The organism is Saccharibacillus sacchari, assembly GCF_037722395.1.
In the GTDB taxonomy this organism is placed as follows: domain Bacteria; phylum Bacillota; class Bacilli; order Paenibacillales; family Paenibacillaceae; genus Saccharibacillus; species Saccharibacillus sacchari_A.
Map to the genome: position 1 here is coordinate 256,204 of NZ_JBBKAR010000056.1, position 15,826 is coordinate 272,029.

At 51.0% G+C, this 15,826-nt stretch carries 14 protein-coding genes; 11 read left to right on the plus strand and 3 right to left on the minus strand.

The genetic code is table 11. From position 1 onward, the window contains the following. Positions 1-12: 12 nt before the first annotated feature. Positions 13-1,440 (plus strand): family 43 glycosylhydrolase, encoded by a 1,428-nt coding sequence (locus WKI47_RS22480; protein ID WP_340229428.1) that lies wholly within the window; start codon positions 13-15, stop codon positions 1,438-1,440. A gap of 21 nt (positions 1,441-1,461) precedes the next feature. On the opposite strand, the gene WKI47_RS22485 is transcribed toward WKI47_RS22480, so the two are convergent. Beyond that, entirely contained in the window at positions 1,462-2,409 is a 948-nt protein-coding gene (locus tag WKI47_RS22485; protein ID WP_340229429.1) for a hypothetical protein, read from the minus strand. A gap of 293 nt (positions 2,410-2,702) precedes the next feature. On the opposite strand from WKI47_RS22485, the gene WKI47_RS22490 reads away from it, so the two are divergent. The 3 genes from WKI47_RS22490 to WKI47_RS22500 all read left to right on the plus strand — a co-directional run bounded on the left by WKI47_RS22490 (position 2,703) and on the right by WKI47_RS22500 (position 5,297). Beyond that, a complete protein-coding gene (locus tag WKI47_RS22490) occupies positions 2,703-3,080 on the plus strand; it encodes a hypothetical protein (protein WP_340229430.1) in 378 nt (125 codons plus the stop codon). 77 nt (positions 3,081-3,157) lie between these two features. After that, complete coding sequence (locus WKI47_RS22495; protein ID WP_340229431.1) at positions 3,158-4,108, plus strand: AraC family transcriptional regulator; 951 nt, start codon at positions 3,158-3,160, stop codon at positions 4,106-4,108. A gap of 223 nt (positions 4,109-4,331) precedes the next feature. Next, complete coding sequence (locus WKI47_RS22500) at positions 4,332-5,297, plus strand: SDR family oxidoreductase (protein ID WP_340229432.1); 966 nt, start codon at positions 4,332-4,334, stop codon at positions 5,295-5,297. An 82-nt stretch (positions 5,298-5,379) separates the two neighbouring features. Here the strand turns inward: WKI47_RS22500 and WKI47_RS22505 are convergent, their stop codons facing one another. Beyond that, on the minus strand, positions 5,380-6,228 hold the full coding sequence (locus WKI47_RS22505) for an AraC family transcriptional regulator (protein WP_340229433.1): 849 nt from the start codon (positions 6,226-6,228) through the stop codon (positions 5,380-5,382). 182 nt (positions 6,229-6,410) lie between these two features. Here WKI47_RS22505 and WKI47_RS22510 point away from each other — a divergent pair, with 182 nt between their 5' ends. Further along, complete coding sequence (locus tag WKI47_RS22510; protein WP_340229434.1) at positions 6,411-8,489, plus strand: beta-galactosidase; 2,079 nt, start codon at positions 6,411-6,413, stop codon at positions 8,487-8,489. A gap of 107 nt (positions 8,490-8,596) precedes the next feature. On the opposite strand, the gene WKI47_RS22515 is transcribed toward WKI47_RS22510, so the two are convergent. Further along, positions 8,597-9,631, minus strand: coding sequence for an LLM class flavin-dependent oxidoreductase (locus tag WKI47_RS22515; RefSeq protein ID WP_340229710.1), 1,035 nt, complete (start codon positions 9,629-9,631; stop codon positions 8,597-8,599). A gap of 216 nt (positions 9,632-9,847) precedes the next feature. On the opposite strand from WKI47_RS22515, the gene WKI47_RS22520 reads away from it, so the two are divergent. The 6 genes from WKI47_RS22520 to WKI47_RS22545 all read left to right on the plus strand — a co-directional run bounded on the left by WKI47_RS22520 (position 9,848) and on the right by WKI47_RS22545 (position 15,768). Next, a complete protein-coding gene (locus WKI47_RS22520; protein ID WP_340229435.1) occupies positions 9,848-10,204 on the plus strand; it encodes a DoxX family protein in 357 nt (118 codons plus the stop codon). Positions 10,205-10,277: 73 nt separating this feature from the next. Then, on the plus strand, positions 10,278-10,682 hold the full coding sequence (locus tag WKI47_RS22525; protein ID WP_340229436.1) for a MarR family transcriptional regulator: 405 nt from the start codon (positions 10,278-10,280) through the stop codon (positions 10,680-10,682). A 196-nt stretch (positions 10,683-10,878) separates the two neighbouring features. Beyond that, positions 10,879-13,170, plus strand: coding sequence for a bifunctional diguanylate cyclase/phosphodiesterase (locus WKI47_RS22530; protein WP_340229437.1), 2,292 nt, complete (start codon positions 10,879-10,881; stop codon positions 13,168-13,170). Between the two features lie 115 nt (positions 13,171-13,285). Further along, positions 13,286-13,909: a restriction endonuclease gene (locus WKI47_RS22535; RefSeq protein ID WP_340229438.1), complete on the plus strand. Its 624-nt coding sequence runs from the start codon at positions 13,286-13,288 to the stop codon at positions 13,907-13,909. 154 nt (positions 13,910-14,063) lie between these two features. Then, on the plus strand, positions 14,064-15,014 hold the full coding sequence (locus WKI47_RS22540) for a MarR family transcriptional regulator (RefSeq protein WP_340229439.1): 951 nt from the start codon (positions 14,064-14,066) through the stop codon (positions 15,012-15,014). A gap of 52 nt (positions 15,015-15,066) precedes the next feature. Next, positions 15,067-15,768 carry a hypothetical protein gene (locus tag WKI47_RS22545; protein WP_340229440.1) on the plus strand — a complete coding sequence of 234 codons (702 nt, stop codon included), beginning with the start codon at positions 15,067-15,069 and terminating at the stop codon, positions 15,766-15,768. Positions 15,769-15,826 lie beyond the last annotated feature (58 nt).

Consider the following 15,826-nt stretch of genomic DNA (forward strand, 5'->3'; position numbering starts at 1 on the left):
CGAGGTCGAACGATGAAAAAGAGCCTGAATATGCTGTTGGTCGTAGTGCTTGTCGCAATTCTTTTACCACTGAATCAGACGCCTGCATGGGCCGCGCCGCAAACGATCGCGAATGGCACGGCGTGGAAAGACGTGAATAACGCTTCGCTTCAAGCGCATGCGGGTTCCATCCTCAAAGTGGGCGATACGTATTATTGGTACGGCGAAGACAAGATTCATAACAGCGCCAATTTCAAAGCCGTTACCGTCTATTCGTCCACGAACCTGAAAAACTGGACCTGGCGCAGTTATGCGTTGACGACTGCATCCGATCCGGAACTGCAATCCGCCAAGATCGAAAGACCCAAAGTCATTTACAACGAATCGACCCAACAATACGTGATGTGGGCGCATTACGAAGACGGGGCCGGATACACGCTGGCCAGAGTCGCGGTAGCGACTTCGCCGACGCCGACAGGACCGTTCACTTACCGCGGCAGCTTCCGGCCCAATGAGAACGCGTCCCGCGATATGACGTTGTTCAAAGACACCGACGGTCAAGCTTATCTGGTGTCCTCGTCCAACAATAATTACGACCTGTTAATGTACCGGCTAACGCCGGATTATCTCGGGATCGCGCAGCAAATGAATACCGTATACCAAGGCGCTCACCGCGAAGCGCCGGCGATCGCCAAAAAAGGCTCCACGTATTATCTGATCACGTCGGGCGCCAGCGGTTGGTATCCGAATCAGGCGATGTACTCCACCGCGACCAACTTGAACGGGCCGTGGTCGGAATTGAAGCCGCTCGGCAATTCGTCGACGTTTTACACGCAACCGGCGTTCATTTTCCCGGTGCAGGGGTCGAGCGCGACTTCGTACGTCTACGTGGGAGACCGTTGGAATCCGTCGACGCTGGGCGATTCCCGGTATGTCTGGTTGCCTTTGACTTTAAACGGAACGACCGCGTCTTTGGATTATTACGACAGTATCAGTTTGGATGCGGCGACGGGAGCCGTGAACGGGATATCGAACGGCACGCTGCTGTCGCAAGGGAAAACGGCCACCGCGCAAACGCAGTTGGCCGCTTCTCCGGCTACGTATGCCAATGATGGGAACTATCAGAGCAAATGGGTCGCTTCCGGAGCAACGTGGCCGCATTGGTGGAAAGTCGATCTGGGTGCGGTGAATAATATCAAAAACGTCCAGATCTCCTGGTACATGGTGAACGGCTCGGAAGCTTTTTACAAGTATAAGATCGAGACCAGTACCGACAACGTAAATTGGACGGTGGCGCTCGATCGCACAGGCAATACAACGTACGGGTTCACGTCGGATACGTTGAGCGCCCAGGCGCGTTACGTCCGAATCAATCTGGTCGACGCCGATCTCTGGAACAACCCCGGGAACTGGTATACGCCGCAGCTTTGGGAGGTCAAAGTGTTCGGTAGCGGCCTTTAACAACGAGAAAGCTGCAATGCCTCAAGGAGCAAGCTTGTCGTCGATGATCTGCTGAAAATCGTCCCGATTCTGTTGAAAAGATGCGGTATCAAAATCGGTGTCGGGGTCTTTGGGCTTGGGGAGCTGCTTTAAAAGTTGGGCGTACAAGCGGTCGGTCTCTTGCGACAGCGGCGCCCAGCTTTTTTTCACATCCTCGTAATTTTCGTCCAACGTGTCGATGTAGACGTCATATTCTTGCTTTTTGCTCATGACAGTGGATAGATGATTCATCACGGCTTCTTGATCCAACGGCTCGCCGTAAGCATTTTTACCGTTGAGCGTATAATAATGGAACTGGGCAAAACCTTCGTTCCATATATCGACAATCATAAAATTGACTAGCTCGTCCAAAACAGTCAAAGGCGGCGTTGTTTCGGCTGGAACAGGAGTTTGGAATTCGCTGCGAATTTTTGCGAACTCGGCTCCTCGCGGAGTTTCCGTGGCCCATTTGATTTTGTTATCCGCAACCAAAACGACGACTTCATTATATAGTCTATGCCGGGTTTCGCCTTGCAGCAGCACAGCGTCGGTCTGCACTCCGTCTTCATCTGTATAGTCGACGGACTCGATCACCACAGGATGGCGCACTTTAAGTTCGGACTCTGTCTCCGCTAGTTTGTCGGTATCGAATAAAGCCTGTGCATCGGGATGGATATGTTCGGTGACAAATTTCTTTTTTTCTTCTACATCGGAGTTGTTTACATAGGTATTCAGATAGTCCAGAGCGAGTTTCTCCGAAGCAGTAGGCTTTTGGGCTTCCTCAACAGACGGTTCTTGCGCTTCTGTTTCGGTCGTGTCCGTAGGCGTCGTTGTTGAAGATTCGGCAGTCTGGGCAGTCGATTCCTCAAGGTTAGTCGTGTTGGCGTTAGAGCCGCAACCCGAGAGTAGGGCAAATGCCGCAAAAATGCCAAGTATCGGTTTTTTATTCATGTGGTATTTCTCCTTTGCCTGTTCCAGTTATTTATATTTTAGCAGATTTTAGCTCAGCACTCTTTCAAAGCCGTAATGTCATGAATTTGTCTCCGCTTGCTTGCAACGTGTAAACTATATCTTTGAAGACCGTAATGGCTTTTTGGCTTCGCAAAAGGCTCGATACTTTATTTTACAATGAAGAAATTTTATTTATTTGCTATTGAACGGTTGCTTAACTTTTTATAAAATGGACGGGTACATAGATGAGGGCGATGGGGCGCTTCGATCTTAATGTGCAAGGGGACCCTAAGATGAGCGACAAAGAAGTATTGAGAAAAAAATTGCAAGCTATTTTGATTCTTATTAAAGTTTTTATGAAAGATTCTTCGATGACGTATATTGAGGGATCGTCCGATATTGTGGAGAGCGGCGCTTACGAATGGTTGCCTTTGACACCCGGACAAAAGCTCGACCAGACCGAGATTTGCGAGCAGTACACGGTGATTTTGCAGCAAACGATTCATCTAAAGCTGGACGGAGCACTATTGAACCGATTCAACGAAAGCGGGGAGCGCGTGCTCAGTTTTTTGAGACAGGATTCGATCGTGTGGCAAAGTACCGGTCCGGAAGTATACGAGGAAATTGTCAAAGAGCTGGATATCCAGTTGGAGTTGAGCACACGTATTTGAAAAAAAAGCCTGTCGCGGATCGACAGGCTTTTTGTAGTGATTGTCGTTTCGAATCTGTTAAGCGGGAGGAGATCCATATGCTGCATAAAAGCGACGGTTCCTTTTCGGAAAAAAAACGCAGTCAAGCCGAATCAGAAACGAAACGCTTGGCTTTGTTGATCGCTTCCCATATTCATAAAGACGGAACAGGCGAGTCGTCGATTCCGGGCTTGTATCTGAACCGTTATTCGCAGGTGGAACCTTCCGATTATTCCTATACGATGTATTGGCCGACGATAGGGATGGTTGCGCAGGGCAAAAAAACCGTCAAAGTCGGCGCAGAGGAAACGGAATACGGCGGTTCGAAGATCATTGTGGTGCCCGTCGCGATCCCGGTACGGATGCAAACGGTTCAGGCCAGCGCGACAGAGCCTTTTTTGGGCGTCGGCGTGTATCTGAATCCGCAAAAAATCGCCGCGCTCATTCCCCGCGTTTTTCCGGACGGGTTGCCGACAGCCAAATCGTATCGTGCCAAATACGTGCTGGAATCCGAACCGGAGCTGATTGCCGCGATCTCCCGTTTGGTCGCCTGTTTGGATGACCGCGAAGACGGAGGTCTGCTGGCTGCGCTCGCGACAGACGAAATTTTTATCCGCTTGCTGCGCAGCCCGATCGGCGTCCATGTGGCGGAGACGGCGCTGGCGGAATCAAACGTACGGCGTATTGCCGAAGCAATCGCCTGGCTTCAGAGCCATTTTGCCGAACCGTTGAAAATGGCGGAGTTGGCGCAGCGCGTTCATCTCAGCGAGTCGTCGTTTCGGGCGCATTTCAAATCCGTCACGTCCATGAGCCCGCTTCAGTATCAAAAAGAGCTGCGTCTTCAGGAAGCGCGCCGTTTGATGCTGGTGGGCGAACACGATGCGACAACGGCCTGCGGGCTGGTCGGTTATATCAGCGACGCGCAGTTCAGCCGCGATTACCGTCGGTTGTTCGGCAGTCCGCCTAACCGGGATATCGCCAAATGGAAACAAACCGAAACGAGTTTGTAAAACAATCGCTGTCCGCCGCTTCCGACTGCTTCGATCTTTTATCGCCTTTAACCCGCAGCCTCAGGCTTTGCGGGTTATTCGGTTTATCTGATGTTTCGTCGGATTGGGCAAAAAACGGCGCGAAACAGTCAAAGATCGTTCGAGCGAATCTTATATACTGATCGCAAGCCGAAAAGACAATCCGAAAAAAGCATCGGGATCGATCATCGAAGGAGATGGGAATATGAAAGTGTTGGTAACGGGAGCAAACGGATTCGTCGGTTCCGCAATCGTACGGGAACTTCAGCAACGCGGTCATGAAACGGTCGGGCTGGTCAGGTCAAAAGAAGCGGCCGAGCGTTTGGAAAAAGACGGAGTTCGAACGATCCGGGGATCGATCGAAAGCGAGGAGCTGCTGCGAAACGCGGCGAAAGAAATGGACGCGGTTATTCATACGGCTTTTTTTCATAAGTTTTCGCAGGCGGGTTTCGCGGCGAAAACGCGTATTTTGCTCGGCGGAAGCCCAAGTAATATTCCGACGCGGTTCATGGGGGAGGCGGTCGGAGCGGAGTGCCGGGCGATCCGCGCGTTGGGCGAAGGGTTGTCGCGAAACGGCGGTACGATCGTTATCGCGATACCCACGATGACGTTGAAAGCGGGAGCGGTCGGAAAAGAAAACGACGCGGGAGAACCCGGTTCGGTCGGAGGCGGTCGGGTGGCGTCCGAACGGACCTTGTTCGAGCTTGAAAGGCTTGGAATCTCCCCGTCGTTGGTCCGTTTGCCGCCGATCGTGTACGGAACGGGGGACCGGGGCGGTCTTTTGCCTTCATTGATCCGGATCGCCCGATCGAAAAACGAGGCTGCTTACGTCGGCGACGGCATGAATCGTTGGGCGGCCGTGCACCGATCGGACGCGGCGAAGCTGTTCGCGCTGGCTGCCGAGCAAGGAGCAGCCGGTTCGCGGTTTCATGCCGTCGCAGAAAACGGCATGCCGTTCAGGCAGATCGCCGAAAGCATCGGCAGGCATACCGGAAAACCGGTGCGATCGCTGCAACCGGAAAAAGCCGGAGCATATTTCGGCTGGCTGGCGTCTTTCGCGGCGGCGGACAATCCGGTTTCTTCCGAACAGACGCGCGAACGGCTGGGATGGAAGCCCGAGCAGCGAAGCTTGAGCGAAGAAATGGAACAGGGGGATTATTTCAAAGCGTGACGTTCAAGTGTTGCTTACGCTTGCCTGCGGAATGGGCGCGCTCCGTTCTGTTCGATCCGCAGGCAAGCGGCAGGTTGAATAGCTAGGCCCGTCTGCTCACCCGAAACTGCTCCGGCGTCATTCGTTGTACTTTTCGAAAACATTGAATAAAATAGCTGCTTTGCGAAAAGCCCGAAGCAAGCGCGATATCTTTTACCGTCAGGTTGGTGGATACCAGAAGCTGCTTGGCGCGCAGCACTCGGGCTTCCAGCAAATAGACGCTCGCCGTTCGTCCCATCAGTTGGTGGAATTTACGGCTGAAATAAGGAATGCTGTAGCCGCTGGAGCCTGCGATCTCGGCAATGGACAGTTCGGGATTTGCGCACTGGCTGCGAATCCGATCCGCAGCGGCGTGGATACCCGGGATCGACGGATCGCGAGGCAAAGCCAGCGGCGAAGCTTCGTGCACAAGATGTACCAGCAGCTCATACAAAAGCGCGGAAGCTTCGGCTTCTTTTCCGAAATCAGAAGCTCTTCCAAGCGCAAGCAGTTTCTCCATACATCCATGTATTCCTGTCCGATCCGGCAAGCTGAACATCCATACTTCGCCCAACCCTCGGTTGCCAAGCAGCCGGTCCGCGATCGGGCAGGAAAAATGAACCCAACGAATATCCCACGGTTCCGCAAAGCCGGACGCGTAACGCTGGGCAACGCCGGGACCATACAGAAATCCGTTCCCTGCGCCCAACTCGAAGCTCCGGCCACCCGATACAACCGTTCCTTTTCCTCCCTGCACCAAATGCAAATTGTACAGCCGGTTGAGTTGCAGATCGTCGCTCTGAGCAGGGCGATCGACCGCATGGGCAGGGTGTTCGCGATAGCCGCCGATAAAATCGGGATAGCATAGCAAATGCGTTAAAGAAGGCGCTGGGAAGAAGATATGCTCCTGCATAAAGAAAGTCTCCTGTCATGAGAAAGAGTTGATACGTTCTTTTGAGATTATATCATTCATAAAGGTTTACTAAGAAAAGAAATCGCAAAAAAGTGATAGATGCGCAAGAATCCGTTATATCGCGTTTTCCGGAATCTGCTTACAATCAAAATAGATGAACAGAAAACGGAGGACTGCGGATTATGGTCAAATCAATCAAACTGGATACGTTGCAACTGGGGGTCTGTTACTACCCGGAACATTGGTCGGAAGAACTCTGGGAAAACGATTTCAAGCGGATGCGGGAGATGAACATCTCCACGATTCGCGTCGGAGAATTTGCTTGGGCGCTGTTCGAACCCGAAGAAGGCGTGTTTGAATTCGGGCTGTTCGATCGGGCTTTGGACGCCGCTCGTCGCTACGGTCTGAACGTGATCGTGGGAACGCCGACGGCGACACCTCCGGCCTGGTTGACGCACCGTTACCCGGAAGTATTGAATGCAGCCGCTGACGGCACGCTGTATCGGCACGGGATGAGACGCCATTACAACTATAACAGCCCGAAATACCGGGAACTCTGTGCGATCATTACCCGGGAAATGGCCGAACATTTCAAAAGTCATCCGGCAATCGTCGGTTGGCAGCTCGACAACGAGTTTAACTGCGAGACCAACGTTTTCTATGCCGAAGCGGATCATATCGCATTCCGCGCATGGGCACAGCGTAAATACGGCACACTGGATGCGCTCAATGCGGCTTGGGGAACGGTCGTTTGGAGTCAGACCTATACGGATTGGGGGCAGATTTATTTGCCTCGTCCGACGGTTGCCGATTCGCCGAACCCGCATCTGGCTCTGGACGAAAAGCGGTTTATTTCGGACAGCGTAATTGAGTTCGCCCGGATTCAAGCCGATATCTTGCGCGAGGTCGCGCCGAATCATTGGATCACGACCAACGGGCTGTTCGGCCATTTGGACAGCCATGCGTTGACCGACGAACTGCTGGACTTCTTCTCCTATGATTCGTACCCACAGTTTTCGACCATTTTCCCAAGCGCCGACGAAAATCCGTTGCTGGATCGAAAATGGAGCCTGAACTTGAGCGCCGCCCGTGATATCTCGCCTAATTTCTGCATCATGGAACAGCAGGCAGGGCCGGGAGGTTGGGTCAACCGGATAGATATGCCGTCGCCTCGTCCGGGGCAAATGCGGTTATGGACGTATCAATCGGTACTGCATGGCGCGGATCTGGTGCTGTATTTCCGCTGGCGCACGGCGACGGTCGGCACGGAAATCTATTGGCACGGATTAAACGATTACCACAATCGGCCGAATCGGAGAGTGCGCGAAGCGGAGCAGGTGGGACGGGAGTTTGCGCAGATCGGCGATAAGATCGCGGGAACGGCGTATCAAGCGAATATTGCGATATTGCGCGACTACGACAACGAATGGGACGGCGAATTCGATGTCTGGCACGGACCGTTGACCGCGCGTAGCACGAATGCTTGGTTCAAGACGCTTCAATATCGGCATATTCCGGTCGATTACGTCTCGTTGTCCGCGGTCGGCACGGATCCGGAAAAGCTGCTTCGGTATCAAGTGCTCGTGTATCCGCATGCTGCGATTTTGAGCGAAGAAACGGCAGAACTGCTGAAAACCTACGTCGAGCAAGGCGGAAAAGTAATCTTCGGCGCGCGAACGGGATACAAAAACGTTCACGGGCATTGCCGGATGCAGCCTTTCCCGGGACCGGTCGCGGAACTGTGCGGAATTACGGTAGACGATTTCACATTGATCAAAGGAACGGTCAAAGCTCCGGCATTGCGCTGGACGACGACAGATGCCGGAGGACCGGAAAGTTTCGCCGAATCGTTCAACGATATTTTGCGGGTCGAAGACAATGCGGTGGAGGTGTTGGCGGAATACGCAAGCGACTATTATGCCGGAAGTCCGGCATTGACGAGACGCAAGCAAGGATCGGGCGAAGCCTGGTATTACGGAGCCGCCTTCGGCGACGATACGGTAAGCATCATCTTGGATCTGCTTGGATTGGACTCGCCGGTTTCGTCGTGGTTGCAGGCCCCTCAACAGGTCGAAGTGGGAATTCGGCAAGCGGCCGACGGCTCGGAGCGCGTTTTCTTGCTGAATTACGGAGCCGATTCCGCGCGGGTTGAAGTCAAAGGCGACTACAGCGATTTGCTCGGTGCTTCGATCGAACAAGAGACGTTGGAGCTTCCGGCGTACGGGGTCGCGATTTTGACGAAAAGCGTGGATTCCGACTAAAGATATAGAACCTACGAGATACAATGTACAACAATAAAAAGAAGCTTTTCGGCGCGCCAAAGATGCCGAAAAGCTTCTTTTCGTTAGCTTTGTTCAATATGCCGATATCAGCTTTCGAGCCGTGCCAATTCTTTGCGCACGATCGGCACGACCCGCGTACCGAACAGTTCGATAGTGCGCATCACGTCGCGATGAGGCAAAGCGGAAATATCCACATGCATCAAAAAGCGCGTCAGGCCCAGGTTTTTGCGCAGCAATACGATTTTTTCCGCCACATGTTCGGGATCGCCGACGTAGGTTGCTCCGCGAAGACTTCGGGCTGCTTCGAACGATTGGCGGGTATAGGCCGAAAAACCTCGTTCTCCGCCGATCGTGTTCGCGAGATCGACGGTAGCCGGGAAATAGCGATCGGCAATCTCCCCGTCGTTTTCTCCGATAAAGCCGTGCGAATGAACCGATACCTGAAGCTTGGACGGATCGTGCCCGGCGCGCAAAGCTGAGTCTTTGTACAATTTGACCAAAGAAGCAAAACGCTCCGGCATCCCGCCAATGATCGCAAAGCATACGGGCAATCCCAGCACTCCCGCACGAACGGCCGATTCCGGGCTTCCTCCCGTGCCGATCCATACCGGCAGCGGATGCTGCTCGGCACGCGGATAAATGCCCAGATCGTCGATAGGCGGCCGATGTTTGCCTGACCAGGTCACTTTTTCCGAAGCGCGAATCCGCAGCAGCAGATCCAACTTTTGCTCGAACAATTCGTGATAATGCTCCAGGTCGTAACCGAACAACGGAAACGATTCGATAAAAGAGCCGCGTCCCGCCATGATTTCGGCCCGGCCGTTCGAGATCGCATCGACAGTCGCGAAATCCTGATACACGCGTACCGGATCGGCCGAAGATAACACGGTGACCGCGCTCGATAAGCGAATACTGTTCGTTTTTGCCGCACCCGCAGCCAAAATAACGGCAGGCGCGGAACTGGCATATTCGATCCGATGATGTTCGCCGATCGCGTAGACGTCCAATCCCGCCTGTTCGGCAAGCACGATTTCTTCGACCGACTGACGGATTCTTTCCGCATGGGTGATCGAAGAGGTTCTCGGGTTAGCCTCCAAAAAAGTGCTGATTCCAAATTCCATTGCAAAAGACGAAGGCTGCATAATCGAACTCCTTTTTCGGCAAAGTAAAAATCAATTGGATAAATCGAAATTAGCCTAACATTAGGATTAAATTCGGTCAATCCTTTTTTTGAGAGATAGAAAAGGTGGAAAAACAAATTGACAAACCAAATAGCCTAGTGTTAGGGTTTATTTATCCTAATTATAGGGCAAATCGAAAAAGAGGGGTTTACGATCATGTCTATTTTTTCTATCGTGTTGCAAATTCTGCTGGGCGTCGGCTTTACGTTGTTCGGCGTCATGAAGTTCGGTTCCAAGCAAATGGTCAGCAATTTCGAAACATACGGTTATCCGGCGTGGTTCCGCGTTTTTTCGGGTTTGGTGGAAGTCGCGGCCGCAATTCTGCTGATCGCGGGCATCTGGAATGAAACGTTAGCCGCTTGGGGCGCGCTTTTGGTGGTAGCCACGATGGTCGGAGCCATATTGACGCATCTCAAAATTAAGGACACAATACAGAATATGATGATGCCGTTCATTTTGTTGGTGCTCGGCGCCGTCGTGCTTTGGCTTCATATCCAACACTTATTCGGATAACCGGCGGCAGGCCGCTTATCGGGGAGGACTTTTTATCAATACCCATCGGCAGCAAACGGAGTTGGATCTTCGATTGTTTCGGATCTGGGGCAAATCTTCCGAAGCGATCTCCAACCATATTTTAAAAGAGATCAAAAGTTATCGGTTAAGCCTGGACAGTTTTCGCATTTTGGAATTGCTGTACAGTAAGGGACCGCATCCCGTGCAAAAAATCAGCGAGAAATTTGCGATTCCGAGCGGCAGTATCACTTACGTGATCAACAAGCTGGAAGCGCAAGGGCTGGTGATCCGCAGGCAAAATCCGGAAGACGGACGGGAATCGAAAGTAGAGATGACGGAAAAAGGAAAGTCGCAGTTCGACGAAATTTTTCCCAAACATGCTCAAGCGATTTCCGATCAGTTTTCCGTGTTGTCGGAGCAAGAAAAAGAGCAGTTGATCGAGCTGTTGAAAAAGGTAGGCTTGAACGTTCCGAGCTAACGGAAGAAACCGAAAACCGGACATGCGCGTTTTACGGCGTGTCCGGTTTTTTGGTTTGTTTTGAAAATAGTAGGTGACCGATTTCGGTATTCGTGCGCGGATCTGGATAAAATTGTGCGTTTCCATCTATCTTTTGTTACAACGACCGCAAATAAAGGTATTTTGAGGTAAGAGGGAAAGCGAAAGGTAGATGACCATGAACCCATCCAAAAGCCAAGGGCCAAGACCGGATCTGTACGCACGCGATTCCGACCCTGCCCGCAACGCCAAAAAAGACTTGATCGCGCCGAAAGAGCGGGCATCCGCTTTTCTGCTGCTCGCGGAAGAACAAAGCATTTACCGTTCGTTGTACGCGTACAGCACGGATGCCGTTTTTTTGCTGGATGCCGAAGGGTATATCATGGATATTAATCCGAGCGGCGAGCGTATGAGCGGCTACAGTCAGGAGGAGCTTCGGTATACCGATTTCAACCGATTTTTGCTGCCGGCGGACGTCGAAAAATCCAAAGCGAGCTTTCAAGCGGTTTTTGCGGAAAAGCGCACGGACAAAACCGAATTTTCGTTCCGCTCCAAAACCGGCGGCGTCGTCACGGTGCATGTGACGATCGTGCCGCTGTTGAAAAACGGAGAGGTCGTCGGCGTGCTCGGCATTTCGCGGGACATCACGGAACAGGAGCAGTCGGCGCGTATTTTGGACGATCAAAACAAAGTGCTTGAGATGATCGCCAAATCGACGCCGCTCGAAGAAACGCTCGACAATCTGCTGCGTATGGCGGAATACCAGACCGGAGCCAAATGCTCGATCCACCGGTATAACAAAAAAAGCCGCACGTTATCCAATCTTGCGGCGCCGAGCTTGCCGAGCGATTACATGAACGCGGTCGAAAACGTGCCGATCGGCGAAAAAGGCGGTTCTTGCGGCGCATCCGTTTCGAGAAAAGAAGTCGTGGTCGTCGAAGACATCGAATGCAGCGAGTTGTGGGAAAACTATCGCGACGTCGCGCTTCGCAACGGTCTGCGGGCAGGCTGGTCGCTTCCGCTGATCGACAGCGAGCAAGAGATTCTGGGCACGTTTGCGATGTACTACGAAGTGAAACGGCTGCCGACGGAAAAAGAAATGGAATTGATCCGCAAAACCGGGTATCTGGCCCGTTTGGCGATCGAACAAGAACGTTCCGCTTCGATCATTTACCGTATGGCATACCATGACAGCTTGACCGGATTGCCCAATCGGCGATTTTTTCAGGAAAAGCTCGAAAGCTCGATCGCCGAAGCGGCTCGCAACGGCGAAAAGCTGTCGATTCTTTATCTGGATCTGGACCGGTTCAAAACCGTTAACGATTCGCTCGGGCACGGCGCGGGAGACGCGTTGCTGGCGCGAATCGCGGCCCGCTTGAAAAACGCGCTGGATACGGATTCGTGTATCGCCCGTCACGGCGGCGACGAGTTCGCGATCTTAACGCAGGATCGCCAAATGTCGGAAGCGGCCGTGACCGCGCAGCGCATCCTGCATGCGTTCGTCGAGCCTTTCGAAGTCGGCGGCTACGAATTGTTCGTCACGCCGAGCGTAGGGATCAGCATGTATCCCGAGCACGGCGACAATGCGGCGGCGCTGCTTCAACACGCGGACGCCGCGATGTACAAAGCCAAAGAAGCAGGCAAAGACACCTACGCGCTGTACGAACCTGAAAATGAGACGAAAACCGGAGCCAGAATTTTGCTGGAAAACGATTTGCGCAAATCGCTCGAAAAAAACGAGCTGCATCTGTTCTACCAACCTCAGATTTCGCTATTCCCGCAGCGTCGGATAGGCGCGGAGGCGCTGCTGCGCTGGCACCGTGGAGGAAAGGAATGGATATCGCCCGCCGATTTTATACCGTTGGCCGAAGAAACCGGCTTGATTCTTCCGATCGGGGAATGGGTGCTGCGAACGGCATGCAGACAGGGGAAAAGCTGGATCGACGATGGCTACGAGCCTTTTATTATGGCGATCAATTTGTCTCCGAGACAGTTCAGGCAGCGCAATCTGGTCGAGCTGATCCGGACTATTTTGGAAGAGACGGGATACCCGCCGCAATTTTTGGAATTGGAGATTACGGAAGGCATGACGCTGGACGTCGAAGCCGCTTCGCACAAAATGAAGCAGCTTCGCGATATGGGCGTGCATATTTCGATCGACGACTTCGGAACCGGCTACAGCTCCCTGCATTACCTCAAAAGACTGCCAATCAGCCGATTGAAAGTAGATCGCTCGTTCGTCCGCGATATCGAGACCGATCTGGGCGACCGGGATATCGTAAAAGCGATCATTTCGATGGCGCATAACCTCAAGATCACCGTAATCGCAGAAGGTGTGGAAAACGAAGAGCAGCTGGCTTTTCTCGAAGCGAACGCATGCGACGAAGTCCAAGGCTATCTGTTCGGCCGTCCTATCCCTGCCGACGAATTCAGACAAAGCATGGACGCGCAAAACGCACCGAAGCAGTAAAACGTCTCGATATTAATTATTTTCTTTTTATCTATTTAAAGGAAGGTATATTCTTCGTATCGTCGAATGCTTAAACTTACAGCAAGTCAGCATTCCACAACGCGGAGGGGTCCTTATGGCAAGAAGACAAAGCAAAGCCAAGCAGCAAGAGGAATTAGTGAAAGGGGTTATCGGGCTTGCGGCGATCGTACCGGGCGGAGCAGGCTGGGTCTTGAGCGGATCGATACAGGTTGGGTTTATTGCCGCAGGCGTAGGAATCGCTGTGGCAATCGCCCTTCTGATTAACATGGCGATCTCCCGCAACGAGCGTCTAAAACGTTCCGGAATCGGAGAAATCGACGAGATGGACGGCGTTCGTTTTGAACAGTATCTCGGCCATTTATTTCGCTCTCAAGGCTACAAAGCCGAAGTTACGCAAGCTCAAGGCGATTACGGCGCAGATTTGGTTTTGACCAAAGGGAATAATCGCATTGTTGTACAAGCCAAGCGGTATAAGAAAAACGTCGGTCTCAAAGCCGTACAAGAAGTGCAAAGCGCCAAAGCCCATTATCGCGCCAATGAAGCCTGGGTGGTTACAAACAGCAACTGCACGGAGCAGGCGAAAAAGCTGGCAAGCTCCAACAGAGTCCGGCTTATCGCCCGCGACGAATTGATTGAAATGCTGCTGCAAATGAAAGCTCGCAGCGCAGCAGGTAATCGCAACAGCGGAGAAAGGAAGACGGGAAAAACGAGTGCGTGAATCGGATAATATTAAAGCTCAGATGAAAAGCTTTCTGCTTGGAGGAAAGTTTCTCATTTGAGCTTTTTGTTCGAAAATCTATGTTAACGTCTTTTTTTACATCTTAACATACTATATGTTAAGATGTAAAAAAGACGTTAAGGAGTTGGTTGTGGTGAGACAATACGTTGAAAAGATGCTGCACACCGCTATCCAACAGGATGAGTTTCATGATGCCATGCCTCTTTACTTGAAAGAACATTACCGTTTTGAAAAGTGGCAAATTCATGAGATATCCATGCTTGTTGCTTATCCAATAGGCCATATCGGAGTTGTGGCACTACACAAACATAAAAACAAACTAGAATCTTTATTTGATATGCCAATTCTGTTCGCTTTTGAGCAAAGCAGTCGCTACAAAATTGCCAAAATGAAAGAGGAGTCGATTCCTTTTATTCTGAACAAACAGATTGTCTTTTTGCCTTTTTTAGGTATGGCTTTAAATCAAAAAAAAATGCGGAAAGTACCGGAGATCAACAAACTATCCATTTCCGCTCAAAAATTCGTGCTACTGACGATCTATGAACGTTGGGTTCGTCTCACAATGCCTGAACTTGCTGAAAGATTAGGTGTATCCAGAATGACGGCTTCCCGCATACTTGATGAGATGGAAGCTATTGATCCACGTTTCGTTTTTAAGGAAGGGAAGCTTAGAATCTTTAATCGCTTCTGTGAGCCGGAAATTTTTTGGAACACCTTACAACCGTTTTTATTCAATCCTGTTATGCGCGAATATCGACTTGAGGCGTGTCAGACTGAGCAAGGTTTTATGAAAGGCGGTTTGTCCGCGCTTAGCAGGTATAGCATGATTAGCGATAACGAGTATCCGACTTTTAGTACGACACGGGAAAACGAAGAATTGCTGGCTTTAAAAAAACGGGTGCAATTGCCTCGAGAGGAAACGCCTGATTGTGTGATTCAGATTACTAAATATCAAATAAACTTTGGCGATAATAAGACGGTTGACCCATTATCGGTAATTTTATCTTTATCGGAACAAGAAAAAAAAGATATCCGTGTTGAAGGAGAAGTGGAAAAATTATTGGAAGAGGTGTTGAAAGCGTGAAAGGCATAGATGTATTTAAACGTTTTTTTCATCTTACGAAGAACACTATGTTTTGATCGGCGGGGCGGCTTGCGATCTCATTTTTGATGTGGAGAACGGTACTGCTTTTCGAGCAACCAAAGATTTGGATTTGGTGTTGATCGTGGAGGCGCTTAATCCGGAGTTTGGCAGAGTTTTCTGGTCATTTATCCGTGAAGGAGGGTATGAGCATACTGTAAAAAGTACGGGCCTCCCACAGTTTTATCGTTTTAGTCATCCGACCCAACATGGTTTTCCGTTTATGTTGGAGTTGTTTAGTCGAAGCGGATTTGAATTAGACGATCAGGATAGCACGTTAACTCCTTTGCCGATTGGAGAAGAAGTATCTAGCCTATCAGCAATTCTGATCGACGAGGATTACTATCGAATGCTGTTGGAAGGAAGAGAATCGATTGAAGGAATAAGAGTATTGTCAGAATTATATCTAATTCCTTTCAAAGCCAAAGCGTGGCTCGATCTTACCTTGAAAAAATTAGAGGGATCACATGTTGATTCCAAAGATATCAAAAAGCATAAAAACGATATAGCCAGATTAGCTATGCTTTTGTCGGGTGAGGAGCACTGTGCGTTACCCGAAACTGTTATGCAGGATATGAAGCAGTTTATGGAAGCCTATCGGCAAGAGCCTAGCGATCCAAAAAGTTGGGGAATGAATATATCAGCAATTACCATCGTTGATGTACTAGATCGGGTCTACGGAACCGGAACCTCTTAACTCGAGTTTTTAGAAAAGCACGTTTCTCCTTCACTGCCAAAGCTTTTCCAGCAGAGAA

Coding starts and splice junctions, on each gene's coding strand:
- WKI47_RS22480 (WP_340229428.1), top strand. CDS start 13: ATGAAAAAGAGCCTGAATATGCTGTTGGTCGTAGTGCTTGTCGCAATT.
- WKI47_RS22485 (WP_340229429.1), bottom strand. CDS start 2,409: ATGAATAAAAAACCGATACTTGGCATTTTTGCGGCATTTGCCCTACTC.
- WKI47_RS22490 (WP_340229430.1), top strand. CDS start 2,703: ATGAGCGACAAAGAAGTATTGAGAAAAAAATTGCAAGCTATTTTGATT.
- WKI47_RS22495 (WP_340229431.1), top strand. CDS start 3,158: ATGCTGCATAAAAGCGACGGTTCCTTTTCGGAAAAAAAACGCAGTCAA.
- WKI47_RS22500 (WP_340229432.1), top strand. CDS start 4,332: ATGAAAGTGTTGGTAACGGGAGCAAACGGATTCGTCGGTTCCGCAATC.
- WKI47_RS22505 (WP_340229433.1), bottom strand. CDS start 6,228: ATGCAGGAGCATATCTTCTTCCCAGCGCCTTCTTTAACGCATTTGCTA.
- WKI47_RS22510 (WP_340229434.1), top strand. CDS start 6,411: ATGGTCAAATCAATCAAACTGGATACGTTGCAACTGGGGGTCTGTTAC.
- WKI47_RS22515 (WP_340229710.1), bottom strand. CDS start 9,631: ATGGAATTTGGAATCAGCACTTTTTTGGAGGCTAACCCGAGAACCTCT.
- WKI47_RS22520 (WP_340229435.1), top strand. CDS start 9,848: ATGTCTATTTTTTCTATCGTGTTGCAAATTCTGCTGGGCGTCGGCTTT.
- WKI47_RS22530 (WP_340229437.1), top strand. CDS start 10,879: ATGAACCCATCCAAAAGCCAAGGGCCAAGACCGGATCTGTACGCACGC.
- WKI47_RS22535 (WP_340229438.1), top strand. CDS start 13,286: ATGGCAAGAAGACAAAGCAAAGCCAAGCAGCAAGAGGAATTAGTGAAA.